Source organism: Mesorhizobium sp. B2-4-17 (assembly GCF_006441275.1).
GTDB lineage: Bacteria > Pseudomonadota > Alphaproteobacteria > Rhizobiales > Rhizobiaceae > Mesorhizobium.
The window spans coordinates 1-25119 of record NZ_VFUX01000020.1; the positions used below are offsets into that span (position 1 = coordinate 1).

The 25119-nt window shown below is 62.6% G+C and carries 25 protein-coding genes; 7 read left to right on the top strand and 18 right to left on the bottom strand.

What is annotated here, in order from left to right; genetic code table 11:
* Positions 1-70: 70 nt before the first annotated feature.
* From FJ548_RS16885 to FJ548_RS16895, 3 genes are all read right to left on the bottom strand, one after another.
* The gene (locus FJ548_RS16885) at positions 71-370 is read right to left on the bottom strand and encodes an HTH domain-containing protein (protein WP_140778465.1); all 300 of its coding nucleotides are present in this window, start codon (positions 368-370) and stop codon (positions 71-73) included.
* Positions 371-851: 481 nt separating this feature from the next.
* The gene (locus tag FJ548_RS16890; protein ID WP_140778466.1) at positions 852-1322 is read right to left on the bottom strand and encodes a hypothetical protein; all 471 of its coding nucleotides are present in this window, start codon (positions 1320-1322) and stop codon (positions 852-854) included.
* A gap of 2 nt (positions 1323-1324) precedes the next feature.
* The gene (locus FJ548_RS16895; protein ID WP_140778467.1) at positions 1325-1657 is read right to left on the bottom strand and encodes a hypothetical protein; all 333 of its coding nucleotides are present in this window, start codon (positions 1655-1657) and stop codon (positions 1325-1327) included.
* Between the two features lie 270 nt (positions 1658-1927).
* Between FJ548_RS16895 and FJ548_RS16900 the strand changes: the two genes are divergently transcribed.
* Positions 1928-3172, top strand: a complete 1245-nt coding sequence (locus FJ548_RS16900; protein ID WP_140778468.1) for a site-specific integrase — start codon at positions 1928-1930, stop codon at positions 3170-3172.
* 601 nt (positions 3173-3773) lie between these two features.
* Positions 3774-4196: a hypothetical protein gene (locus FJ548_RS16905; RefSeq protein ID WP_140778469.1), complete on the top strand. Its 423-nt coding sequence runs from the start codon at positions 3774-3776 to the stop codon at positions 4194-4196.
* A gap of 362 nt (positions 4197-4558) precedes the next feature.
* Here the strand turns inward: FJ548_RS16905 and FJ548_RS16910 are convergent, their stop codons facing one another.
* Positions 4559-4912, bottom strand: coding sequence for a cupin domain-containing protein (locus FJ548_RS16910; RefSeq protein ID WP_140778470.1), 354 nt, complete (start codon positions 4910-4912; stop codon positions 4559-4561).
* A 138-nt stretch (positions 4913-5050) separates the two neighbouring features.
* Positions 5051-6061, bottom strand: a complete 1011-nt coding sequence (locus tag FJ548_RS16915) for a sugar-binding transcriptional regulator (RefSeq protein WP_140778471.1) — start codon at positions 6059-6061, stop codon at positions 5051-5053.
* A 156-nt stretch (positions 6062-6217) separates the two neighbouring features.
* On the opposite strand from FJ548_RS16915, the gene FJ548_RS16920 reads away from it, so the two are divergent.
* Positions 6218-7018, top strand: a complete 801-nt coding sequence (locus tag FJ548_RS16920) for a hypothetical protein (protein ID WP_140778472.1) — start codon at positions 6218-6220, stop codon at positions 7016-7018.
* A 23-nt stretch (positions 7019-7041) separates the two neighbouring features.
* Here the strand turns inward: FJ548_RS16920 and ptsP are convergent, their stop codons facing one another.
* From ptsP to FJ548_RS16945, 5 genes are all read right to left on the bottom strand, one after another.
* Positions 7042-9027, bottom strand: coding sequence for a phosphoenolpyruvate--protein phosphotransferase (gene ptsP, locus FJ548_RS16925; protein WP_140778473.1), 1986 nt, complete (start codon positions 9025-9027; stop codon positions 7042-7044).
* A gap of 152 nt (positions 9028-9179) precedes the next feature.
* Positions 9180-9560, bottom strand: coding sequence for a PTS glucitol/sorbitol transporter subunit IIA (locus FJ548_RS16930; RefSeq protein WP_140764495.1), 381 nt, complete (start codon positions 9558-9560; stop codon positions 9180-9182).
* Positions 9561-9587: 27 nt separating this feature from the next.
* Positions 9588-10589, bottom strand: coding sequence for a PTS glucitol/sorbitol transporter subunit IIB (locus FJ548_RS16935; RefSeq protein WP_140691622.1), 1002 nt, complete (start codon positions 10587-10589; stop codon positions 9588-9590).
* Between the two features lie 16 nt (positions 10590-10605).
* Positions 10606-11373, bottom strand: a complete 768-nt coding sequence (locus tag FJ548_RS16940) for a PTS glucitol/sorbitol transporter subunit IIC (RefSeq protein ID WP_140608745.1) — start codon at positions 11371-11373, stop codon at positions 10606-10608.
* 66 nt (positions 11374-11439) lie between these two features.
* Entirely contained in the window at positions 11440-11877 is a 438-nt protein-coding gene (locus FJ548_RS16945) for a transcriptional regulator GutM (protein WP_140691619.1), read from the bottom strand.
* Between the two features lie 190 nt (positions 11878-12067).
* Between FJ548_RS16945 and FJ548_RS16950 the strand changes: the two genes are divergently transcribed.
* Together FJ548_RS16950 and FJ548_RS16955 are read left to right on the top strand one after the other, a co-directional pair.
* Positions 12068-12709: a hypothetical protein gene (locus FJ548_RS16950; protein ID WP_140691617.1), complete on the top strand. Its 642-nt coding sequence runs from the start codon at positions 12068-12070 to the stop codon at positions 12707-12709.
* Between the two features lie 103 nt (positions 12710-12812).
* Positions 12813-13487, top strand: coding sequence for an HAD family phosphatase (locus FJ548_RS16955; RefSeq protein ID WP_140778474.1), 675 nt, complete (start codon positions 12813-12815; stop codon positions 13485-13487).
* A 4-nt stretch (positions 13488-13491) separates the two neighbouring features.
* Here the strand turns inward: FJ548_RS16955 and FJ548_RS16960 are convergent, their stop codons facing one another.
* The 8 genes from FJ548_RS16960 to FJ548_RS16995 form a co-directional block, all read right to left on the bottom strand.
* Positions 13492-14664 (bottom strand): DUF930 domain-containing protein, encoded by a 1173-nt coding sequence (locus FJ548_RS16960; protein WP_140608910.1) that lies wholly within the window; start codon positions 14662-14664, stop codon positions 13492-13494.
* Positions 14665-14902: 238 nt separating this feature from the next.
* On the bottom strand, positions 14903-16267 hold the full coding sequence (locus FJ548_RS16965; RefSeq protein WP_140608753.1) for a pyruvate dehydrogenase complex dihydrolipoamide acetyltransferase: 1365 nt from the start codon (positions 16265-16267) through the stop codon (positions 14903-14905).
* A gap of 3 nt (positions 16268-16270) precedes the next feature.
* On the bottom strand, positions 16271-17269 hold the full coding sequence (locus tag FJ548_RS16970; protein WP_140608912.1) for an alpha-ketoacid dehydrogenase subunit beta: 999 nt from the start codon (positions 17267-17269) through the stop codon (positions 16271-16273).
* Positions 17269-18297: a thiamine pyrophosphate-dependent dehydrogenase E1 component subunit alpha gene (locus FJ548_RS16975; RefSeq protein ID WP_140778475.1), complete on the bottom strand. Its 1029-nt coding sequence runs from the start codon at positions 18295-18297 to the stop codon at positions 17269-17271. Before FJ548_RS16975 ends, FJ548_RS16970 begins: the two co-directional genes overlap by 1 nt.
* Positions 18298-18299: 2 nt before the next feature.
* On the bottom strand, positions 18300-19628 hold the full coding sequence (locus tag FJ548_RS16980) for an NAD(P)H-dependent oxidoreductase (protein ID WP_140699819.1): 1329 nt from the start codon (positions 19626-19628) through the stop codon (positions 18300-18302).
* A 249-nt stretch (positions 19629-19877) separates the two neighbouring features.
* The gene (locus FJ548_RS16985; RefSeq protein WP_140699816.1) at positions 19878-20633 is read right to left on the bottom strand and encodes a phosphodiesterase; all 756 of its coding nucleotides are present in this window, start codon (positions 20631-20633) and stop codon (positions 19878-19880) included.
* 19 nt (positions 20634-20652) lie between these two features.
* A complete protein-coding gene (locus tag FJ548_RS16990; protein WP_140699813.1) occupies positions 20653-21702 on the bottom strand; it encodes a LacI family DNA-binding transcriptional regulator in 1050 nt (349 codons plus the stop codon).
* Positions 21703-21937: 235 nt separating this feature from the next.
* Entirely contained in the window at positions 21938-22726 is a 789-nt protein-coding gene (locus tag FJ548_RS16995; protein ID WP_140608763.1) for a 3-hydroxybutyrate dehydrogenase, read from the bottom strand.
* Positions 22727-22983: 257 nt separating this feature from the next.
* On the opposite strand from FJ548_RS16995, the gene FJ548_RS17000 reads away from it, so the two are divergent.
* Both FJ548_RS17000 and FJ548_RS17005 read left to right on the top strand, forming a co-directional pair.
* Complete coding sequence (locus FJ548_RS17000; protein WP_140608765.1) at positions 22984-23772, top strand: acetoacetate decarboxylase; 789 nt, start codon at positions 22984-22986, stop codon at positions 23770-23772.
* Positions 23765-24925, top strand: a complete 1161-nt coding sequence (locus tag FJ548_RS17005) for a patatin-like phospholipase family protein (RefSeq protein ID WP_140765894.1) — start codon at positions 23765-23767, stop codon at positions 24923-24925. The genes FJ548_RS17000 and FJ548_RS17005 overlap by 8 nt, the downstream gene beginning before the upstream one ends.
* Positions 24926-25119: the final 194 nt, after the last annotated feature.

The following is a 25119-nucleotide window of genomic DNA, read 5'->3' on the forward strand; positions in this document are numbered from 1 at the left end:
GCACGGTTGGTGGAAGGCGAAGAGGGAGCGGCGTGGCGTGGCAAGCCGTCCGCCCCCTCTGCTGGGTTTTTCAGCGACCGTCTGTCGAAGGCTCGGCACTGACGACCGCGCCCTTACCGAAGGCGGCTGCTTTGGCCTTGGTGCGCTTTTCCTTAGCGATCGAATAGCGCATCGAACCCTCGACCAGCGTACCGGTGATAGCAACACCGCTGCGCTTCACGTCGCCGATCAAGCTGTATGCGGCCTGCTTGCTGATCGCTAGCGCTTCGGCGATCTCGCCAACGCTAACCGCGCTGGCACTCAGCATTTCCTGCACGCGGGCCTTCTTGGTCGGCTGCTTAGCGACCGTCTCGTCTTTGCTCTTGGGCATCACCTGTTCTCCTGTTTGATTCGTCCGACATGGACGAAAACAGGCATAGGACAATGTTCCTATATGGTAGAGCGACTGGTAGTTGTCACCAAAATGGTTACATTTTTTGAAGATGAAACCAAATCGGTTACATCTCTGTGGAAGCTTAAGCCAAGGTTCTGCGAATTGTGGGGACAGAGTTTGGAAAATCCATGGTCTTGAACGATTGTTTGCATCCGCCGCAACACAGGGGAGTATATCGGAATCATCTTTCAACAGGGATTCGGCCCCAGATGACCCTCTTTCAAATCGCCCATATTATGATTGCCATCCTCGCCATCATTATGGTTCTAGCGGAATACTCCTCGCACTAGGGCGTCCCCACACGGTAAGCATCGCGCCGCCCGCACACTTGGGGCGACGCGCATGCTTGTCGCGGCAGGACGCGCTGCAAAGCTGCGCAGCTATAGGGATTAACTGCGCAGCAAAGTGCAAAGGCAGACTAAAGCGGGCTGAGGGCGGTTAGGTCGAGAAACCCTATGCCATCGACCAGCCTGAACGGGACGGGTGCCGAGTCTCCATTCAGCTTCCGCTTCACATACGACCGTGTGGTCATGAAACGTGCCTGGCCGCCGTCGCTGTTCTGCTCGAGCCGATAGACCCCCTTGCCGAGGAAGTCCGATGCGACCGGCTTCAGGGCCAGCAGGCCGGGCGTCTCGTTGGCGAGATGCAGTTGCACCTTCCTGTGTTTGAGCGCCACGCCCTTCCATTCGTCCGGCTTCCAACCCTGCATAAACTCGACAGGGATCGTGACGCGAAGGTCGTTCTCGTTGGATTTGGGCTGGCGCAGCAACACATGTCCAGTCGGAACGTTGGCGGACATACGGCTGTTGACCCGCGCCGCCTCGTTTGGAGCGAAGAGGGTGTCGAAGCGCGCAGTTTCTATGGTCGAGATATTATCCAATATTGCCATGTTCATTCTCCTCCCCTCGTCTGAAGGAAGGACTTCAATGTTCGAAGACGACCGCCAATGGTCGCGTATTCCAGACCGTCGGCAGTGCCCTCCAGTACGAGCACGCCGTCCTTCTTCAGTGCCTCAATGTTTTCGCGCAGCGTGTCTGCGGTCATATCGATAATGTGAATCACCTCATCGAGGCACTGAACATCACTATGAAGCGCTTCGTAGACGCGCTCCTTTTCAGTCTTGTGTTGAACTCGCGCGCGAACACCATAAGCACGCTCAAGGTTCTCTCTAATCGCCGGTGGCATGTTTGGGCCGACAGGTGTGCCCTGCTTCATTTCAGACATAGTTAGACTCCGAGATGGTTGATGGATTGGCATAGGAAGCTCTGCCAACAAGCTCGCGGGTCTAATCCTCCGCGTAGATCCGGAGTAGATGGTTCCGGACCGGTCGAAACCGGCTTTGCCCTGCCTCGGGCGGCACTAGACGTGCTCACGGTCACCATCGCTCGTGGTTACCGTTTCGTCAATCGCTTCCGTTAGCCATGGTAAAGACCGCTCGTTGTTGACCAACAGATTTTATGCAACATAGTGTCTCTTGAGACAGGAGATACAGCTATGTCAGTGCGTAAGCGTAAGTGGACGACGTCCAAAGGCGTTCATAAGGAAGCGTGGTTAGTCGACTACGTGGATCAGCACGGCGAGCGCCGTGCCAAGACGTTCGACAAGAAGAAGGATGCTGATGCGTATGCCTTGAGAGCAGGCTCGGAGGTTCGCGACGGCCTGCATGTCGTGGATAGCACTTCAAAGACTGTCAACGACGTTGGTCTGATATGGCTGACCCGAGCGCAGAATGAATTGGAGCATGGCACCTACCTCCAATACAAACAGCACCTAAACCTCCATATCAAACCGTTCATCGGTAACGACAAGCTGTCCCGGATGAACATGCCGAATATCCGCAAGTTCCTTGATGCTTTGGCGGGGGGCAATGAAAGCCTGCCTGAGGACGACCTGCGTCGCGCGCCGCGCTCGCCCGCAATGGTCAAAGCAGTGCGTACCAGCCTCAGCTCCATTTTCTCGGAAGCTAAGGAAGACGGCTACATGGCGCAAAATCCGCTTCAAGGGATGCGCAGCAAGCGCAAGAAGGGAGAGAAGCGGCGCAAGCAGAAGCTTCAATATGGCGTGGACATACCGACGCTGGATGAAATCAACAAGCTGATCGCCGCTGCGACGGGCCGCTTCCGCCCCCTGCTGATAACGGCAGTGTTCACGGGCTTGCGAGCGTCCGAATTGCGCGGCCTGCGCTGGGCAGATGTTGATCTAGCAAAGAGCAGACTCAACGTCACCCAGAGGGCCGACAACTTCCACGTCATCGGGATGCCAAAGTCGGAGACGAGCCAGCGCACCATCCCCCTGTATCCGCCGTTCGTGGTGAACGTGCTCAAGGAATGGAAGCTGCAATGCCCGAAGGGTGAGAAAAAGCTGGATCTTGTCTTCCCGAACACGATCGGGAACATCGAGGCGCACGGCAACATCATTCGCAGCGGCCTTATCCCGACAATGCTCGCAGCTGGTGTTACGGTCGATACCGGCGAGAAGGATGAGAATGGAAAGCCTATCCTCGCGCCCAAGTATACCGGGCTTCATGCGTTCCGCCATTGGTTCGCGTCCTGGTGCCTGAACCGCGAGAAAGACGGCGGCAGGGGCTTGCTACCGATGAGAGTTCAAAAGCTGCTGGGCCACTCGACCATCGGTCTAACCATGGACACCTACGGCCACTTGTTTGAGCACAAGGAGGACGACGGAGAGCTTGACACCGTTATGCGCTCGTTCCCTGCTCTCGTTGTGAGCGCAACATAAACGCAACATTCCAGCTCAAAGCCGTGCAAATGCTGCGTCTAGCACGGGTTCCTAATCTGTAGGTCACAGGTTCGATTCCTGTCGGGATCACCACGTAATTTCAGCTGCTTATGAAGTGCTGCCGTACTTTTCCGCGAATTAGTACGGCAATTAGTACGGCGAATTCTGCCGTCGGTCGGCGAGCTGTGCTCGTCAAGAAACTCCTCGGAAGACGGCAATCAGGACCACTCACCCGACATTTCCGCAAGCTGGGTTTCGTTTCTCGGAAAACCTCGGTCTCGCCAACAAGGCGAGCTTTGCCTGATCCCAACGGCGATTCAGCAGCGGCCAACGAACCGAACGGCGATCGCTGAATTTTACCTCCAGGGCTGTCGCAGGAGAGTCAGTTGAGCCCCGCCGCTCCAGAACTTGTGGCGCGATGATCCAGGCCTCGACAGCCTTTCGTGCCAGGGGAATCCCCCAGACCTGGCCGCAGCGACATTCATTTTATCGACACCATGGAACTTTGGCGAGAAAGCGGGGTTCAGAAGCGTGGCGATGGCGACCGGGCCTGTCGTTATCTCGGAAAATGAGGACAAACTGGCTCAACAGGAGCTTGACCATGAAACACCAGACACTCGAACAACTGAACGTTATCGCAGAGGTGAACGCGGAATTTCCAACAATGACGCGCAGACAGCGCCTGGAGCGCTGGGCAAATCTCCTCGAGCGCCAACCGGAACGATGCCTGAGCGCGCTTCCCGGCACCGAATACATGAATGCCAGGGAGCGCAACGAAGCGCATTGCCTGGCATCGCCGATCAGCATTGCGTTCGAAGATCCGATCCTGCGGGCGCAGGGCCTTGAAGACGACACCTACGGCGCGGCGCGGCGTTTTTTTGAACTGTCCAACTGGCAATTGCATCGCATCGTTTGCCATTGTCATGTCGGTGCGACGATGAAGGCCGGATGGGTCGCACTTGGTGTGCGAGCCGCCATGAATGACGGCGTCTTTGCCAAGCTTAGAGCCCTGTTTAGGAGTTGAGACAAAGCGGGTCGACAGGCCGGTCTCATGGCCGCAATAACGGGCGCCATAGTCCCTTCAGTTGACCTGCTACAATTGCTCGACCGAGCGTTTACTTGTTGCGGAAGGTGGTCCGCCGCGGCGGCGCATCCTGATGTCTGCTCGCGGCCTCCGAATGCAGTCCGTTCTTCCTGAACCACGGAAACGGAGGAAGCGTAATCAACCTACTGAACGCGACCAGGAGGCAGACTTGGCTTCAACGCGAGCATCCGGTCGTTGAACGGGGGCACTGAGCAACCTCTCGAAACGAATGAGGCAAAGAAAAAGCCCGCCATGGCAAACCATGACGGGCTTCTTCATGTCTCGAATGCGATGGGGCCGCCTCAGCCGACCCTGACCACGAAATGCTTGGTCACCGGTTCGATGATCTTCCAGGTACCCTTGAAATCGGCTTCCACGACGAAGGCGTCGCCGGGGCCGACCTCGACCGGCGTGCCGCCGTCGGGGGTGATGATGATGCGGCCGGCGATCATATGCACGAACTCATAGTCGGTGTAGGTCGCGTGATAGGTGCCGGGCGTCGCCCGCCAGGTTCCCGATATCACCTTGCCGTCCTCTGTCGTGTGCTGGACGGCGGTTTGCATGGTCGGTCTGCCTTCGACCGCGATCCAGCCGGGTAGATCGCCAGCTTCCGCGTGCTCCACCGCGCCAAATTTAAGGATCGTCTTGTTTGTCATGCCGGGCTCCGTTTGCTTCATCTGTCCGAGAGGTCGGATAGCCGATGCACATGACGGGAGCAATGCGTGCACCGCGAAAACTGGGGTTAACGAATCCGGACAGCACAGCTGGGCCTGGCTGGACTGCACCTCGGCTCCTCAGCTTTCGCTGACCGCCTCGAGCATGCGCCGCGCGCTTTCCTCATCGGTAATCAGGATCGTCGGCGCGATCAGGTTCATGGCGCCGAGCAGAGCTTCGATCTTCTCCTCGCCGCCGGAGGTCAGGATGCGGATCGGCGCCTTGCGCAGCCGGTCGACATCCACCGACATCACCAGGCTGTTGATCGGATGGTCGACCAGGTCACCATTGCGGTCGAAGAAATGAAACAGGAGATCGCCGACAGCCCCGCGCGACACCAGCGCCTCGCGCTCGGCCTCCTTCAGGAAGCCGCCGCGATAGAAGGTGGTCGCCGAAGCAATGCCGCCGACCGAGAGCAGCACGGCATCGAGCGCATCGGCCATTTCGAAGATTTCCTGCAGGCCGCAGCGCTCGACCAGCGCGATCTTGGTCTCGACGCTGTCGACCACGGCCGGCGTCGGGATGAGGTAACCGTCGCCCTGAAACACCTGGGCGAAGCGCCAAGCGAACTCCGCCGGATTGTAGCGCCGCGCGATGCCGACGCCGCCCAGCAGCGAAATGACCTTGAAGTCGGCGAGCGATTTGGCGCTGATGAACGGCAGGCTCGATAACAGCGTCCGGCCCCAGCCGACGCCGACGCGCATGCCGGATTTCATCGTGTCGGACAAGAAAATCCCGGTCCTGGCGCTGATCGCGGGGATCGGATCGGCATTGGGGGCAGTGAGCGGCGCCACCAGCGCCTGCTGCAGGCCGAACGTGCGCTCCAGCGCGCGCTCCAGCCGTACGATCTCCGACAATTCGCTCTCGATGGTGATCTTCACCTCGTTGCGCGAGCGCGCCTCCGCCAGCATGCGCACGATGGTGACGCGGCCGACGCCGAGTACGTCGGCGATCTCGTTCTGCGTCATCTGCTCGACGAAATACATCCAGGCGGCCCGAATCCTGAGGCGATCCGTCCGGCTTTCATTGACGACCTGCTCGGTCGCTTCGGCCCCTGCCCGCCCCTCGTCGGTTTGTCGTCGCCTGCCCAAATGAACCCTCCCGCGCGGCACCGGGCGCATGCGCCGTCGCCGATTCTGCATGCTGGTCTAGTATCGCCTATTGATCTACCAATCGATAGGAACAATGTAGAGTGTGTGGCCGGCCCTTGCTGGCGGCTCTCCACTGCACTTTCGAGGCAAACCGCGATGTTGCGCCAGATCTCCGAAGACGTCCGCGTCAACCTGAAGGACCGGTTGCGGGAAGTCCGCGACATCATCCGCCAGAGCCGTCATGACGGCAGCGGCGACGCCAGCATCCTGCGCGAGGCCACCAGCCATCTGCCGCCGTTTCCGGGCAAGGGCATCGAAGGCCTGCTGAGCCATGCCGCGAGCGCCTTCGACGAAGCGCTGTCGATCGCCGAATCCTTTGTCCCGCATGAGCGTCCTATCAATGTGGACGGCACGACCGTAAAGGGCCTTGGCACCTATTTCCCGACCGGGAACGAAGAGCGGCAGCTGGGCGCCGAGCGCATGTTCCGGCGCGATATGTACTATCTGACCAAGGCGGTGCTCGCCGGGCTGAAGATAGACCATGCCCGCATCCATGAAGCCGATTTTGCCGCTGCCCACGCCGCCATGCGCAAACGCCATGGCGATCTGTTGACCGCCCTGGCCGCCCCGGGTGCGGGACTGCAAGCAATTGCATCGACCTGCGCTGCGCTGCTGGTCGCGTTGCTCAACCAGCATCCGGTCCATTTTGGCGAAGCCGCGCCGGAAACGGCTGCGGTCGGCGGCCGGGCACTCGAGATCAGCTGCCTGGCGCCGGTCGTTCTGGCCTGCGGCCTGGCGACAACCGGCCGCGACGGCGCGCCGGAGCCGGACATGCTGGAGATCGCGATCCTGGCCGCCGATATCCGCCACGACCGCATCGTCCAGGCCTGCGCCAAGGCAAACCCGGTCGAGGAACTGACACCTGTCTTCGCCACCTTGCTTGCCCACTTGCCGTAAGCTCCAGCAGCGGTTCCGGAACTCTATTCCCCGGCCACCATGGCCGTGATCGTTTTCTTCGCGCGCTGGATCGAGGCCGGGCTCATCGAAAGCTCGGTCAGGCCCATCTTGATGAAGGCCGGGATCAGATCGGGCCGGCCCGCCGCCTCGCCGCACATGCCCACCATGATGCCTGCCGAAATACCGGCTTTTGCCGTCAACTCGATCGCCGACATGACAGCCGGATTGGTGACGTCGTTGAGCTTCGCCACTGTCGGGTTGAGCCGGTCGGCGGCCATGATATATTGGGTCAGGTCATTGGTGCCGATCGAGAAGAAAGCCACCTCCTTGGCCAGCGCCGGCGCGATCAGCACCGCCGCCGGGGTCTCGATCATCACGCCGAGATCGAACGTCGCATATGGCACGCCTTCCGCCTTCAGTTCGGCGGCGCATTCATCGACCAGCACCCTTGTCCGCCTCACCTCGTCAATGTCGGCGACCATCGGCAGCATCACCTTGACGTTGCCATGCACGGCTGCCCGCAGCAGCGCCCTGAGCTGGCGCTTGAAGATATCGGGCCGGTCGAGGCACATGCGGATGCCGCGCCAGCCGAGGAAGGGGTTCTCCTCGTCGGGAAACTCGATGCCGGCGATCGGCTTGTCACCGCCGATATCGAGCGTGCGCACGATGACCGGATAGGGCGCGAAGGCCTTGGCCAGCGCCGCATAGGTTTCGGCCTGCATGTCTTCCGAGGGAAGGTGCATATGGCGCATGAACAGAAGCTCGGTGCGGAACAGGCCGACACCCATGGCGCCGGCCTCCTGCGCCGACTCGATTTCCTCGAGCGAGCCGATATTGGCCGCGACCTCGATAACCCTTCCGTCAGCGCGTTTCGGCGTCACCGTCTTGAAGGCGGTCAGGCCGGCACGCTCCTTTGCAGCCGCTTCGACGCGGCCGGCGAAGTCGGCGCGAGTCGCCGCGTCGGGGTCGATGATCACATGCCCGGTGTTGCCGTCGAGCGCCACTTCATGTGCCGAACGCAAGGCATTGACCTGGTCGCCAAGGCCCAGCACCGCCGGGATGCCGTGTGAGCGGGCGATGATGGCGATATGCGAGGTGGCGCCGCCATGGCCACACACCACGCCGCCGATGCGTTTCAAGGGAGCGCGCGCCAGGTCCCAGGCGCCGATGTCGTCGGCGATGAGAATGGCGCCCTCGGTGATGTTTTCCAGGCTGACATCGTCCTGCCCGAGCAGCACCAGGCAGATCTGCCGTCCGACCGCACGGACATCGTCCGCCCGCGCATTGAGATAGTGATCGTCGACGGCGCTGAAATCGGCGGCGATGGTGGAGGCGGCGGTGATGACGGCCGAGACCGCGTCATTACCGCCCTTGATCGCCTTCTCGGCCTCGCCGGTCAGGCTGTCGTCGGCGGCGATGTCGCGAAGCGCCGCGACGATGCCACGGTCTCCGGCCGACAGGCTGTCCTGCGCCAGGGCCCGGTCCATGCGCGACTGGACGGCGGCGACCGCGGCGCGGAACCTGTCGATCTCAGCGGCGATCTCGTCGGCCTGCAGCATGCGGCCTTGCCCGGCGATCTCCGGCGGGAAATGCGCGAAGGCCGGGCCGATCGCGACGCCCTCGCTTGCCGCGACACCGCGCAGGCCATTTGTCTGGCCGGGTGCGGAAGATGCCGATTGGGGCGCTGGCGCGGGTGCCGCCGCCTGGCCGGCGTCCTTCGCCGGGCTCTGCGGCTCCGCTTCGTCCTCGAGACCCGCCTTGGGGTTCTCGAGATAGCCTATCAGCGCTTCGATCGCTTCGATGGCGTCGGCGCCGTTCGCACGCACGGTGACTTCCTGGTTTTCCTTGACCGCCAGCAGCATCAGCTTGACCGAACTCTTGGCGCTGACCGCCTTGCCGTCCTTGACCAGCTCGACATCGGATTCGAAACCCTTGGCGAGCTTGACGAACCGCGTGGCGGGACGGGCGTGCAAACCTTCATGCACTCTGACGATGGTCGAGCGTTCCATGGCAAATACTCTGCTTTTCTAGAGCAATTCGGCATTTCAAGGGAACGGCGAACTGCTCTAACTCTTTGTTTTGACGCGATTCCGGACGGAAAACCTTCACTTTTCCCGGAATTGCTCTGGCGCTGAGACCAGACAGGCCGCGGCGCGTGCTGTCAGGCGGCGATGGTGATGATCGCGCCTGTCTTCAGGGCGGCCACGAGCGCTTCAGTGTCGACTTGCGAAGCGCAGATCTCGCCCGGCCTCTCGGCCTCGGTGGCGCCGTTGAACGAGATGACGACGTGGCCCATTTCGAGCACCTTGCTCCAGGCGCTGGAGCCAACCGCTGTTATAACGGCTGAAACCGGACCGACGGTGATCGAAGCGCCCTTGGGAGGCGCCCCGTCACTTGGTTCCTGCTCCGTCTTGTGCAGGACGGAGACTTCGGCAAGCTCCGGCGGCGAGCCATCCGCGAACAGGATGACCACGCCCCCTTCGGCAAGGTCCGCCACTTCGGGCCCGATGGAAGTGACCCGTGTTCTCAACAGAACCGTCATGTGGCGAACCTCATTTCCTTACTCTCTTTAAAACACGATCAGGCTGACGACCCAGGCAATCAACACCGAGACCGGGCCCATGATCTGGCGGCTGATGAGCACCGCCGGCACGCCGATTTCGATCGTCTTCGGCTTGGCTTCACCGAGCGCCAGGCCGACGGGCACGAAGTCGCAGCCCACCTGGGTGTTGTAGGCAAACAGCGCCGGCAGGGCCATTGCCGGCGAAATCGTGCCGTTGGCGATCTGCGGGCCGATGATGGCAACACCGATGACCTGCGCGATGACAGCGCCTGGCCCGAGGATGGGCGACAGGAACGGCAGGCCGCAGATGGCCGATATGACCAGCAGGCCGACGATGTTGTTGGCCAGCGGACCCATCGGCTGCGCCAGCACGTCACCGATGCCGGTGTAGAGGATCAGACCGATGAGCATGGTCACGAAGGCCATGAACGGCAGCACATTGCGCACCACCTGGTCGATCGTGCGGCGGCCGGCATTGAAGAAGATGCCGACCACACGGCCCATGGCGCGACCGATCGTGCTGATGAAGCCGATCAGCCCGCCTTCGCTCGGCAGCGGCTGCGTCGCGGCCGCTTTGGTGTTGCTAGAACTCATCGATGCTGCTCCCCCCGCAGTGGTGACCGCCTCGGATCCGTCCGCCATTGTGACGTTGGCCGGCTTCACGCCCGAAACGTAGATGTCCTCCGTGATGAACTGGGCGAGCGGCCCAGCCTGTCCGACCGGCGTCAGATTGACGGTCGGGATGCGCTTGCGCGGATAGACGCCGCACCGGGCGGTGCCGCCGCAGTCGACGACGACGACAGCCATCTCGCCTTCGATCGGCGGTGCCTTGAAGCCGTCGACGGCCTCTGCGCCGGTCATATCGGCGATGAGCTGCGCCACCGGGTGAATGCCGCCGCCGGTGACAGAGACGACCTTGTTGCGCTGCTCGGTCGGCTCGATGACGAGCGGACCGCCCCAACCTGTGGAGCCCCGGGAGATCTTTACGGCTTTGTATGTCTTGGCCATGATGTCCTCCCCGCCCTTACAGCTCGACGCCCTGGCGGCGTGCCATGATGGCGGTGATGCGCTCGGTCAGCATGCCCTTGAGCAGGATGACGACGAGGCCGACGATGGCGTACCAGATCGCCACCTTGACGTGGTAGCCGGCGACGACGACGCCCCGCTTCTCAAGGTCGAGCAAGGCCACGAGCATGCCGCCCCAGACGAAATATTCGCCAGGGTTGATGTGCGGGAAAAGGCCGAGCGGCGGGTGCACGTAGGATACGGCAGCGTCGTAGAAGGCAGGCTTGTGCTTTTCTTCCAGGAACGAGCCGAAGGTGTAGGCCATCGGGTTGGTGAGGAAGAACACAGCCAGCAGCGGCAGCACGGTATAGCGGGTCAGCGCGATGCGGCCGGCGCCGCGCGCCAGGCCGTGGACACGCTCTTCGCCGACCAGTTCGGTGACGGCGTAGAAGGCCGTCATCAGCACGACAAGTGTCGGGATGATGCCGGTCACGAAGCCGGCGAAAACCTCGCCGCCCTTCTGGAAGATGCCGATGAAGTACTTGCCGATGGCAGTCAGCCAGCCAAGCTGCTCCTCCTGCTGCACGTTTTTCAGCTGTTCCTTCAGCTGATCGGCGGTGACCGGCGCGCTGTCGGTCTGCGCCTGCGCCAGAACTACGAGATGGTCGGAAGCATGCTCGACGGCGAGCTTGCCATGCAAAGCAGCATCCGAGACCATGGCACCCGCGACATGCAGATTGTGCACGGCCATGTCGGCATGCTGCGCCAACAACGAAAATACAGACATTTCTCCTCCTTATGCCGCCCGCCGGTTGAGCCCAGTCGGTGCGCGGCGTCCTCTAAGTCCTTGCTACTAAGCCCTTGCTACATTCAAGCCGGACAGGCCCGGCTTCTTCCCCGGCTCTGACCGTGCTTTGTCGATCTGTTCGATCGCCCGCTTCACGGCCTCGGCCACACCGGGTTCCCCCTCCCCCATGATCGCAGGGTTGGACCGGAGTCGATCGAGGGGAACACCCTCGAATTCTTCATGTCGCTTGAATTTCGTGAAGACGGATCGCCCGCTCATCACCATCATGCGGCGCACCATCAGGTCGGGCGTCACCACGACGAGCGCGATGGTCCCCTTGGCCAACCGGCCGCGAAAATTGCCGGCGCCGACGAAGCCATCCTTGTACTGGTCGGTGACACCGCGGAAGACATCCGAATAGTGCCGCATCTGCAGCCAGACGCCGAGCGACTGCAGCGCCCACACAATAACCAGCAGAAGCAGTCCCCACTGCCAAATCGCCATTCGGTTCTCCTCCCGAAGCCTTCGTCGAAGCGCACCTTGGACCGATGCGCGACAACAGCAAAGTGAGAACATTTGTTTCCACGAATGTCAATATGTATGATATTGACCGCATCAGCTCGTCCACAGGCCTGCCGGCCGATTTCTGCGGCGGCACGGCTGTGCTAGCCTGTAACCAAACGGGATGAATGCAATGGAACTACCCTTCAGGGACGAACTGGCCCTTATGCCCGACCTACGCCACAGGTTGCGGCAGTTGCGCTGGTTCCGCGCCACCTTCCGCGGCAGCGCCAAGGTGGTCTCGGACACGTTCGGCGTGCGTTTCGAGATCGACGAGGCGAAGCTTACCCGGGCCTTTCTCGACTGGGTCGAGATCATGGAAGCGCAAAAGCGCTTCGCCGAAGTCGACCGCGCTGACTTTATCGTCTTTGCCGCCGGCCTCGTGTTGCGCGAACTGATAAAGCAGGCGCCGGCCAGGGAAATCTCCGGCCTCGCGGAACTGACCGAAACAGAGCAGAATGCCAGCACGCTGGAGATCATCCGCTTCTGGCCGGAGGGCTTCCTCTACACCAACTATTGCGTCTCTGCGATTTCAGCCATCTACGAGCAGGAGTTCGGCTCAGCACCCAGCATCGACAAATGCGCCGACGATCTGCGCACCTGGTGGTCCTATCGCGAGAACGTGACCGAGATGCCGGCCTATGCGGTGGCTTTCCTCGACCGCTTCCTCGGCGCCGAGCCGAACTGGATCACGCCGGACCGCGCACAGTCACGGCAAGCCATGCAACGGGCGCTCGGCTCCTCTCGCGCCAGCGATGCGTTGCGCCGGCTTTGACCGCCCTCCGGTTTCGTTCTCAAACGCCTCAAACCACCGCGCTATTGAACATTTGACTTTTTGCCGATAGCGATGTGCGAATCTGACTTGAGGAGACAAGCGCGTGGCGCGACCAAGGCCTATCATTTTCGATTGCGACGGCGTTCTCGTCGATAGCGAGCCGCTGGCGGCCCGAGCTTATAAGCGGGTCTATGAAAAGCACGGCATGCCCGGTGTCCACGGCGGCATCATCGCCCAGTGCATCGGCATGAAGCAGTCGGACATCATCGTCAGGATCAAGGAATTGACCGGCCATCAATTTCCGGCGGCGGCTGACGGCGACATCTGGGCGGAAACCAAGGTCCTGTTTTCCGAGGAGTTGAAACCAACGTCCGGAATTTCCGCCTTTCTCACGGCGCTCACCGGCGATCGCTGCGTGGCATCGTCGTCTTCGGTCGAGCGCATAAACCACAGCCTCGCGGTGACCGGACTGGCCCGCTTCTTCGGCGATGCGATCTACAGTTCCTCGATGGTCAAGAACGGCAAGCCTGCGCCGGACATCTTCTTGTTCGCCGCGGCAAAAATGGGCGCCAACCCGGCCGATTGCATCGTCATCGAGGATTCGCCCTTCGGCATCCAGGGCGCGGTCGCCGCCGGCATGACGGCGATCGGCTACACCGGTGGCGGCCACACCTATGCCGAGCACGGCGCGCGACTGAAAGCGGTCGGAGCCGACTTCGTCTGCGCCGACTGGCAGGAAGTCAGCCGCCAACTATCCGGGCTCGGTGTGCCGGCCTGATCCGTTACCGGTTAGGCAGTCCAAGGCGGGTCCATTCTTCGGGCGGGATCGTAGGCCCGACACGGAAGGTGAAGGACAAAACCCTCGTCGCATCGGGGTCGACCTCGCACCGGAAGCTCAGATGGTACCATTTGGTAGTTGTGCGGAAAGCGACATCCGGGGCGTCGAGAATATTGCCGGCCTTCAGCGGAACGCTTGGGATCAAGTCGGGAAAATAAGAGGCGTCCACCAATTGCTGGTCCAACGCGCTGGCGCAAAGCCTGGCAGCACGCTGGCCGCGAGTCATGCCGTTCATCGAGGTCGTGGCCAGCGCATCACCGGTCGCGCCCTGCGAATAGAGCCTGCGAACACCCGGAAGACCCGAGTAACTCGGCGATGCGGCAACGGCTGGGTCCTTGGAACTTGACCTCCCGGCGCTCCCGCTTCGGGACTTCGAAACCTTTGCCGGATTGGACTTCGGCGCGTCTGCGGGCTTGGGCGTAGGCGCTTCCGCCGATGTGGGAAGCTCGATCTCGCCGTCGCCGCCAGCGGCAGCCAACGGCGTTGGTGCCGTCGCTGCCTGCTTGCCGGCATCGTGTGCTTCCGTCTCTTGCTTGTCTGCCTGCTGTTTAGCTGGGTCCTGGATTGAAGTTGCCTGCTTCTCCTGTGCGGGCTCAGCATCCTTCGGCGCGGTTATCGGCGTCTCGCTGGCCTTGGTTGCCCGCTCTTCGGGGGCTGCCGGCGCGGCGGATTTGTTCTCTGCATCCTTCGGCGCGACAGGCGGCTTCGAATCCTCGGCCGGCGACGGCGAGTTGTCCTGAGCGCTGGCCCCGTCCAGGGATTTCCTGGGGCCGGTGTCCTTGGCGCCGAACTGAAAAACAGGTTTCAGCACCTCGATTGGCGAGGGCTTGCGCGGCTGCTGTTCCGGCGGAGGCGGCTTTTCAACCTTCTGCTCGGGCGGCTTTTCAACCTTCGGTTCCGGCGGCTTTTCCTTTGGCGGCGGCGCAGGGGCAGGTTTCGGTTTGGGTTGATCGGGCGGAGGGACGATCGCGATGTTTACCGGTTGCTCCTGCTGCGGCTGTTGGGGAGGCCTCGGCAGGCTGTAGACCAGGAGCGCTGCGATAAGCGCATGCAGGACCAGCGATGCGGACAAGCCCCATAGCAAATTCCGACGCCACTCTCGTGTCTCGTCCTTCATGCTGACCGATGTGGAATGAAATAGCGGCGGCTTCAAGCATAGGCATCGGATTGGTTTAATTTAACCGCTGACAGCTTGGTGATCCTGATCGGCACACGCAGGGCCGCGCACCCCGAAACGGGCGCGGCTCGACGATCCGCTGCAAGGGACGTCACTTGGCCGGCGACGCGCCACCAGCCCCATCCCCCGCACCTTGCAGGTACCGCCGCCTACCTCGCCACGCATCGGCGGGGAGATCCTAGACCAGCATGCCCATCGGGTTCTCGATCAGCCGCTTGAAGGCGACGAGCAGTTCCGCACCCAGCGCTCCATCGACTGCTCGGTGGTCGGTCGACAGCGTCACCGACATCACCGTGGCGATTTTGATCTCGCCATTCCTGACCACCGCCCGCTCCTCGCCGGCGCCAACCGCCAGGATCGTCGCATGCGGCGGATTGATCACCGCGGCGAAGTCCTTGATGCCGAACATGCCGAGGTTCGACACCGCCGTGGTGCCGCCCTGATACTCTTCCGGCTTCAGCTTGCGGCTGCGCGCACGGCTGGCCAGATCCTTCATCTCGTTGGAGATGGTCGACAGCGTCTTTTCATCGGCCCTGCGGATGATCGGCGTGATCAGGCCGCCGGGGATCGACACGGCGACGCCGACATCGGCGTGCCTGTGCTTGACCATGGCGCTCTCGGTCCAGGAGGCATTGGCATCCGGCACCGCCTTCAGCGCCATGGCCATGGCCTTGATCACCATGTCGTTGACCGAGAGCTTGTAGGCCGGGGCTTCACCCTTATCGGTCTTCTTTGTCGGCGCCGCCGCATTGAGCTGCGAGCGCAGCGCCAGGAGCGCGTCGAGTTCGCAATCGAGCGTCAGGTAGAAATGCGGGATGGTGGTCTTGGCCTCGACCAGCCGCCGCGCGATGGTCTTGCGCATAGTGTCGTACGGGACGAGTTCGTAGGAGCCGGGTTCGAACAGCTTCAGCACTTGGTCGTCCGACATCGCCTTGGGTGGTGCCGCAGGGGCCGGCGTGATTTCAGCCGCGACCGGCAATGCGATCTCGGCGGTCGGTTGCGCAGTGACTGCCGAGCCCTTTGTGGCGACCGCGGCCTCGACATCGGCGCGTACAACGCGGCCCCGGGGACCGCTGCCCCTCACATCGGCAATCGCAAGGCCTGCCTCACGGGCTAAGCGGCGAGCCAGTGGCGTTGCACGCGCAACGGACGGCAATTGGCTGATCTCCCCCCCTGTGGGGGAGATGCCCGACAGGGCAGAGGGGGGCGCGACAGAATGAGAGGCTGGCGGGACAGCGCCCCCCTCTGGCGACTTCGTCGACATCTCCCCCCCGAGGGGGGAGACTGGCGCCGCATAAATCTCGCCATCGGCATAGATCCAGGCCACGGGCGCGCCGACAGGAATATCGACGCCTTCCTTGCCGGTGACATCGCGCAGGATGCCGCTGGCCGGCGCGTCGATCTCCATCGCCGCCTTGTCAGTCTCGATCTCGAACAGCACGTCGCCCTTCTTGACCTGCTGGCCTTCCGTAGCGAACCAACGCGAGATCTGTCCGGTCGCCATGTCCATGTCGACCTTGGGAAGAATGACTTCGGTCGGCATCTTTCAGCGAACCCCTTTCACGAGGTCGCGCGCGGCGGTGATGATGTCGGGAACCTGCGGCACCGTGGCCTTTTCCAGTTCCGGATTGTAGGGGATCGGCGTCTCGGCGCCGCCCAGCCGCACGATCGGCGCGTCGAGATAGTCGAACGCCTCGCTTTCGGCGATCATGGCGCTGACCTCGGCACCGATGCCCAGCGTCTTGACCGCCTCGTAGACGCACATCAGCCGCGACGTCTTCTTGACGCTGTCGATGACCGTCTGCTTGTCCATCGGCCGGATGGTCCTGAGGTCGACGACTTCGACGTCAATGCCTTCAGCTTCCAGCGTCACGGCGGCGTCGAGCGCCTTCTGCACCATGATGGAGGTGGCGACGATGGTCAGGTCCCGGCCTTCGCGTCGGATGTCGGCCTTGCCGATCGGCACCGTATAATAGCCTTCGGGAACCGGCCCCTTTGCCTTGTAGAGCAGCTTGTGCTCGAAGATCATCACCGGATCGGGGTCGGCGACCGCCGCCAGAAGCATGCCCTTGGCATCATAGGGTGTCGCCGGCTGGATGACCTTCAGGCCCGGCACATGGCCGAGCCACGCCTCGAGGCTCTGGCTGTGCTGTGCCGCGGCACCCGTACCCGAGCCGGCGGGAAAGCGCATCACCACGGGCACCGAAACCTCACCACCCAGCATGAAACGCATCTTGGCCGCCTGGTTGACGATCTGCTCCATGGCGAGCGTGGCGAAATCGGAGAACTGGAACTCGAAGATCGGCCGCATGCCGGTAAGCGCCGCACCGACCGCGACGCCAGCGCCACCCAGCTCCGAAATCGGTGTGTCGATCACCCGCTCGGTGCCAAAACGATCGACAAGATCGCCCGTCACCTGGAAGGCGCCGCCATAGACGCCGATGTCCTCGCCCATCAGGAAGACGCGTTCGTCCATGTCCATGGCGATCGCCATCGCCTCCTGGATCGCCTGGGCGTAGCTCAGTTCACGCACCATCGCGTCCATCACGCCTGCTCCGTATACACGTAATTTCCGGTCTCGCGCACATCCGGCGACGGGCTCACCTTGGCGAACTCGATGCCATCGGCGATTTCCCGCGCCACCGCCTCGCGAATGGCCTCGATGCCCTTGTCGTCGATGAAGCCGAATTCGCGCAGCTCGTTCTCGAACAGCGTGATCGGGTCGCGGTTCGACATCCAGTCCTCGATCTCCTCCTTGGTGCGATAGCGGTTGCGGTCGCTCTTGGAGTGGCCGCGATGGCGGTAGGTCTTGGATTCGATCAGGGTCGGCCCCTCGCCCGCCCGCGCGCGCTCGACGGCCTTGTGCGATGCCTCGGCGACTTCGGAGAAGATGTTGCCGTTGACGATGACGCCAGGCATCGAATAGGCGGCGGCGCGGTCGGCGATGTTCTTGACCGCGGTGGAGCGGGCCGTAGACGTCGACATGCCGTAGCCATTGTTCTCGCAGACAAAAATGACCGGCAGCTTCCACACCGCCGCCATGTTCAGCGCCTCGTGGAAGGCGCCCTCATTGTTGGCGCCGTCGCCGAAGAAGGAGACGACGACCTTGCCGGTCTTCATCATCTTGGACGAGAGCGCCGCGCCGACGGCGATGGGAATGCCGCCACCGACGATGCCGTTGGCGCCAAGATTGCCCTTGGCGACATCGGCGATGTGCATCGAGCCGCCGCGCCCCTTGCAGTAGCCGGTGGTCTTGCCGAAGAACTCGGCGAACATGCGTTTCACCTCGGCCCCCTTGGCGATGCAGTGGCCATGGCCGCGATGCGTCGAGGTGATCTGGTCATCCTCGCCGAGCGGCATGCAGATGCCCATGGCGCTGGCTTCCTGGCCGATCGACAGGTGCATGGTGCCGTGGATCAGGCCACGCATGTAGCTTTCCTCGGCGCCCTCTTCGAAGCGGCGGATAAGGTACATCTTGTAGAGCACCTGCTTGAGCTGTTCGGCGCTGTACTGGCGATAGACGAACGGCAGGTTGGCGCGGCTGTCCGCGACGGCTTTGCTGGCTCCGGCCATGATCAGGCTCCCACGGTTCCGTAGACGAGCTTGTCCTGACGGGCGCGCAGTTCGGCGATCTTGGAACCCGCGGCCGGGGCCGCGTTGGCATAGGTGATGAGCTCGCCCTTCTTGATCGGCGCCGTTATCGAACCGCCCTGCAGCAGGCCGCACGGAATGGCTCTCGCCGCGTGCGCTTCCGGCGCCGTCATGATCCAGGCGCGGTAGCAATATTCGCCGATGGCATCGAGCTTTTCGCCCGGCTGCATGTCCTTCTTGGCCACCGCGCAGACCTCGGCCACCGGCTTTGCCAGCGGCACCATGTCGGCCTTGCCGTAGAGCACGACGCGGGCGCAGGTCAGCGGCACTTCCAGCGACGTCAAATGATAGGGGCGATGGAAAGTGAAGTATGGGCCCTTGCCCATCTTCAGATCTTCCATGCGCTCCGAAATGCGGGGATGCGACATGTCGGCGACGACGAAAACGCCTGGCGCGACGCCCTTGCCGATCGAATAGTCGACAACGCCAACCCTGGACAGCACGCCGCCATCCCTCTGCGGCACCAGCACCTTGTTCAGTTCGCCGAGCGTTGCCGCCGGGCCATGCATGCCGGCCTTGTCCGGCACCAGCCCGGTGGCATTGGCGATCGCCGCCATCTCGACCATCGTCTTCGAACCGTCAACGAATTCGACCAGCATGCGCACATTCATGTGCCGTCGCCTGGCCTCTTCCTCATAGTCGGGCGGCGTGGCGTCGATGTTGAGCGGATTATTCTTGCCCTTGCCGGCGGCGACGATCGGATGGCCCATGGCCGAGACGAATTCGATCAGCTCCATGCAGGAAGACGGCTCGTCGCCGGCGCCCAGCGAATAGGTGACGCCGAGCCGATCGGCCTCGCTCTTGAGGTAGGCGCCGATCGTGACGTCGGCCTCGACATTCATCATCACCAGATGCTTGCCGTGCTCCATGGCGCGCAAGCCGATCTCGGCGCCGACGGCGGGAACACCGGTCGCGTCGATGACGACGTCGATGAGATCATTGTTGATGACCAGGCTGGCATCGTTGGTCACCGCCACCTTGCCGGCCTCCATGGCAGCCGTCATCGCCGAGGCGTTCGACACTTCGCGCGCGTGCCCGGTTTCCTGGAAGGCGATGTCCACCGCCTTGCTGGCGGCGGGCAGGTTGAGCTCCGAGATCGCGCCGATCTCGATGCCCGACATGTGCGCGACGCGGGTAACGATGTCGGTTCCCATTTCGCCGGAGCCGATCAGGCCGATGCGGATGGGCTTGCCCGATTTGCCGCGTTCCTCGAGATCACGGGCAAGGCCCGTCAACGAAACATTCGAAGCCATACCGCTCTTCCTCCCACATTGCAGGCTCATTCAGTCACTTGACGGGTATTGAACATCTGTATTTCTGTCAAGACTAATGTCCAAAGTCAGCGCACTTCGTGAACCCTTCGAAGGCCTCCGGCAGGCGCGGAACAGCCGCCGGAAGAAGCCGTGTCCTGTGCGATGCGACAGACTGTGGAAGCAGAAAGATATCAAACAGCTCCGCGAACCGGGCGGATCATCGTCGAGATGCTGTCGACGCCCCGCGTGTTATCCGACGATCGGCAACTCTCGGAAGTGCACGATCACCCCATCCGCGTCGATGAAGATGACCGCGTAGGCGGGCGACTCATGGCCCAGGCTCCAGCTGTCGGAAAAATCGAGCGCGGTCTGGTGGTTGGTGCTGCGCAGCGTGCTGACCGGTATGCCGCGCCAGCTGCCGGCGATCAGCCGGTGGACATGGCCGGCGAAGATGTGGCGGACATTGCCATGGCGCGCTAGGAGATCGTGGAATGTATCGGCGTCGGCGAGCTTGACCGCGTCGAGCACCGGCATGTGTATCCGGAACGGCGGGTGGTGCATGAACAGGAAGACCGGCCGGTCATGCGCCTCTTGCAGACGTTCGTCGAGCCAGCCGAGACGCGCGGCGCACAGCCTGCCCTCGACTTGGCCACTGTCCAGCGTATCAAGCAGGATCAGCCGACCTTCGCTGCCGTCGAAAACGCTCTGCACGAACCCTTGCTCGGCGGCATGGGGGAACATTTCAAGGAAAACCGCGCGGTCGTCGTGGTTGCCGAGCATCAGCCGGCAGGCCGGAGAAAATTGCGCCAGCCTCTCCCGCAACGCCGCATAGGCGGCGCGCTCGCCATCATTGGTCAGATCCCCCGATATCACCACCAGATCGGCATCGGCATGGTTTTCGCCGATATCCGCCAGGCAGGCGTCCAGCCTGGCGAGCGGATCGGAGCCGTAGAGAAGGCCACCCGGCGCCATCAGATGCGGGTCGGAGAGCTGGATGATCTTCATGGGCATCGACCTCGGGACTTCAGGAGGAATTGTTCGAAAGCCGCTCAGCGTCATGCGGGACAAAACTGCCGCGCACGACCAGCGGCACGGCCAGACGCTCGCGAATGGGCGCCATATCCGGTTTCCGCTGGCGCAGGTCGAGCAATGCGACGGCCCTGGCAGCCATGGTCTCCGGGTCCTGACGGAAGGTGGTCAGCCGGTAGGCAAGCCAGCCGGCTTCCGGCACATCGTCGAAGCCGATCACGCAGAGATCGCCGGGAATGTCGAGCCCGACCTGACGGGCATGGTCCATGACGCCGAAAGCAATGAGGTCGTTGACGCAGAAGATTGCCTCTGGCCGGCTCTGGCCGTCGATCAGCGCCCTGCCCGCCTGCAGTCCGCCGGCATAGTCCGTATCCCTGCCGCGCGCGATCACGACCTCGGCCCCCAGGCGCGCCGCCTCGGCGCGGAACGCATCCTCGCGCTCGGTGATGGTGGGCGTGCCCGACAGCGAGCCCGCCAGGCCGAGCTTCGTCATGCCGCGCGCGACGAACAGCGCCGCTGCCAGCTTCGCAGCCGCGCGGCCGTCGGTCTGAATGTGATCGGCCTCCGGTTCTGAACGGCCGATCACCACAAGCGGCTGGCCGTTGCGCCGCGCCAGTTCGAAGAAGGATGATGGCGGCGAGCCGGACAGGATGATGGTCGCCTCGGCGCGATGGCCGAGCAGCGTCTTCTGGGCCGATATCAGCTCCTGTTCGGTCTGGCCGGTGTTGATCATCACAGGAACATTGCCGCGATGAATCAGGGCCTTGGTGAGCGCCGCGGCGAGATGGGCGCGAAAACCGACTTCCGGCTTGGTCACCACCAGCCCCACCAGCCGGCTCTGGTTGGCGAGCAGGCCGCGCGCGAGGTCGTTGACCTGATATCCGAGTTCCTCGGCCGCGCGCATGATCTTCTCGCGCGTTTCCGTGGCGACGCTGGCGCCCGGCGTGAAGGCGCGCGACACCGCCGAGCGCGAGACGCCGGCCTGGCGCGCGACATGCAGCGCGCTGACCGAGCGAAGCTTGTCCGAGGTCTTATCCACCGTCATCGGTCGAAGCTCATGCCGACGTCCCTTTTTTGCACAGCTGTGCATTGCCGCACGCAGGCAGGCGTTCTCCGGGTATCTCGAATAGGAGGTCCAGGTAACGGATTGATGACGGCTCGAAGGGAAAGCCTCTCCTCTCTCCCTTCTTTAGCCGGTCACTCGTCACGGCGCATCGCTGCCGAACAACTCCAATCATCCTGCGGCGATTGGGAATTGCTGGCGATCCAGCCAGACGGCGCTACTGCGCCGTCCAGCCGCCATCCATCGGCAGTGTGGTGCCGGTGATCTGCTTGGCGGAATCCGAGCACAGGAACAGCGTCAGCGCCGCAAGTTCTTCCACGGTGACGAATTCCTTGGTCGGCTGCGCGGCGAGCAGCACATCATGCTTGACCTGTTCCTCGGTCATGCCGCGCGCCTTCATCGTGTCGGGTATCTGCTTCTCGACCAGCGGCGTCCAGACATAGCCGGGTGCGATGGCGTTGACGGTGATGCCGTCCTGCGCGACTTCCAGGGCCACAGTCTTGGTCAAGCCCGATATGCCGTGCTTGGCCGACACATAGGCCGACTTGAACGGCGAGGCGACCAGGGCATGCGCGGAAGCCGTGTTGATGATGCGGCCCCATTTGCGCGCCTTCATGCCGGGCACCACCGCCTTGATGGCGTAGAAGGCCGCGAGCAGATTGATACGGATGATGGCTTCCCACTTGTCGTCGGGGAATTCCTCGATCGGCGCGACATGCTGGATGCCGGCATTGTTGACCAGGATGTCGAGGCTGCCGAACGCCTCCTCGGCGTCATGCACCATTGCGCTCACCGCCGCGCCGTCCATCATATTGGCGTCGGAGTAGCGGGACTTGACGCCGAAATCCTTCTCGATGCCGGCGCGCTCCTGCTCGATCGCGGCGGCGTCGCCAAGGCCGTTGATGGTGACGTTGGCGCCTTCGGCGGCGAACGCACGGGCGATGGCCAGGCCGATACCGCTGGTCGAACCGGTAACGAGGGCATTCTTCGAGGACAGGAAACCCATGATGATCTCGCGAAGTGGGAGGGGAATAGGACGATATAAATTGTGCGTCGCAGCATGACAATGACAGAGCCATGTGTCGATGCGATTACAGCCAGACGACAGCGCCGGTACGCTCCCCGCGGTCCGGAACCACGGCCGTCAGACTGACACGGCACTGTCATGGTGCCGTGTCACATAATTGGTGCGCCTTCGCGCGGTCATTCCTGAACGCAATTCGCCTGACGAAACTTCACCTGACAAAACCTTGGGGGTGCAGCTTGGAAATCGCCGATGTCTTGAAGCGCGCCTATGCGATGCCGCTGACCAACCCGTCTTTTCCGCCCGGCCCCTACCGTTTCTTCGACCGCGAATACATCATTATCACCTACCGCACGACGCGCGAGGCGCTCGAAGCCGTCGTGCCGGCGCCGCTGGAGATCGACGAGCCGCTGGTCAAGTACGAATTCATCCGCATGCCCGATTCGACCGGCTTCGGCGATTACACCGAGACCGGCCAGGTCATCCCGGTGCGGTACAAGGGCCAGCATGGCGGCTACGTCCATTCGATGTATCTCGACGACGACGCACCGATCGCCGGCGGGCGCGAGCTGTGGGGGTTTCCAAAGAAGCTGGCCAACCCCAAGATCGTCCATGAGGGCGAGGTGATCGTCGGCACGCTGCACTATGGCAGTGTTCTGTGCGCCACCGGCACGATGGGCTACAAGCACCGCGAGGCTGACCACGATTCCGTGCTTGCCTCGCTCGCCGCGCCCAATTTCCTGATCAAGATCATCCCGCATGTGGACGGCACGCCGCGCATTTGCGAGCTGGTGCGCTATTACCTCACCGATATCACGCTGAAAGAAGCCTGGACGGCGCCGGCCGCGCTCGATCTGCGGCCCCACGTCATGGCCGACGTGGCGAAGCTGCCGGTGCTCGACATCGTGTCGGCCATCCACTTCAAAGCCGATCTGACGCTCGGGTTGGGCGAGGTGGTCCACGACTATCTTGCCGGTTACAGCCAGCTCGCAAACAGCACAACCCTGCCGGAGAAAATTCGTGCTTGAACGCAACCGAAACAAGGAAGCCGCCGCCACCATCGAGGAGATCTCGGCGCAATACGACCGCATCGCTCTGGTGTTCCAGGGCGGCGGTGCGCTCGGCGCCTACCAGGCCGGCGTCTACCAGGCGCTGGCCGAGGCCGGCTGCGAGCCGAGCTGGCTGTCCGGCGTGTCGATCGGCGCCATCAACGCCGCGATCATCGCCGGCAATGAGTCCAGCCGCCGGCTGCAGCGGCTGGAGCAGTTCTGGCAGACGATCTCGGGCCGCAAGATCTGGTCGTATACGCCGGAGGGCGACATCTACCGCGACATCCGCAACCGCACCTCCTCGTGGATGACGATGACCATGGGCCAGCCCGGCTTCTTCAAGCCGCGCAATCCCAATCCCTGGTTCGAGCATACCGGCGCCGAGGGCGCCACCAGCTTCTACGACACCGCCGAACTGAAGGATACGCTGGAGAGCCTGATCGACTTCGATGTCCTGAATGACGGCAGGAAGCGGCTAAGCGTCGGCGCGGTCAATGTCCGGACCGGCAATTTCGTCTATTTCGACACCGACAAGGTGCGCATCGGACCCGAGCACATCATGGCCAGCGGCGCGCTGCCTCCCGCCTTCCCGTCGGTCCGTATCGAGGGCGAGTATTACTGGGACGGCGGCATCGTCTCCAACACGCCGCTGCAATATCTGCTCGACCAGGAAGAGGACCGCTCCTCGCTGGTATTCCAGGTCGATCTGTTCAGCGCCCGCGGCGTCCTGCCACGCGGCATGGCCGACGTGCTGTCGCGCCACAAGGACATCATGTATTCCAGCCGCACGCGCCAGAACACCGACAATTTCCAGCGCATCCACGCGCTCAAGATGAAGCTGCTCGAGGCGCTGAAGCGCGTGCCTCCCGAATTGCTGAAAGACGGCGAGAAGGAGCTGATCGCCGACTATTCCGACGCCGGCGTTGTCAACATCGTCCACCTGATCTACCAGCACAAGGGCTACGAGGGACACGCCAAGGACTATGAATTCTCCGGCACCTCGATGCGCGAGCACTGGGAGATGGGCCTGGAGGACACGCAGCGCACCTTGCGCCATCGCCAGTGGCTGACCCTGCCGACCAATGTCGAGGGCGTCGCCATCCACGATCTGCACCGCGAGGACCCGACCTAGCCAAACCCGCGCGGTGATTTTCACCGGTATCAGACCTATTGTCGGCGAGATTCCAGTCGCTCGATCGAGCGGGCCGGCGTTCGAGATTTGTCGGCCCCCTCCCTTGTGTCGTTATCCTTGGGCGTAGCGGAACGAAGACCCAGGGATTCACGCCGTTCCCTTGCTCCAAGAGTGCGGCGGAGCAGATTTCTGCA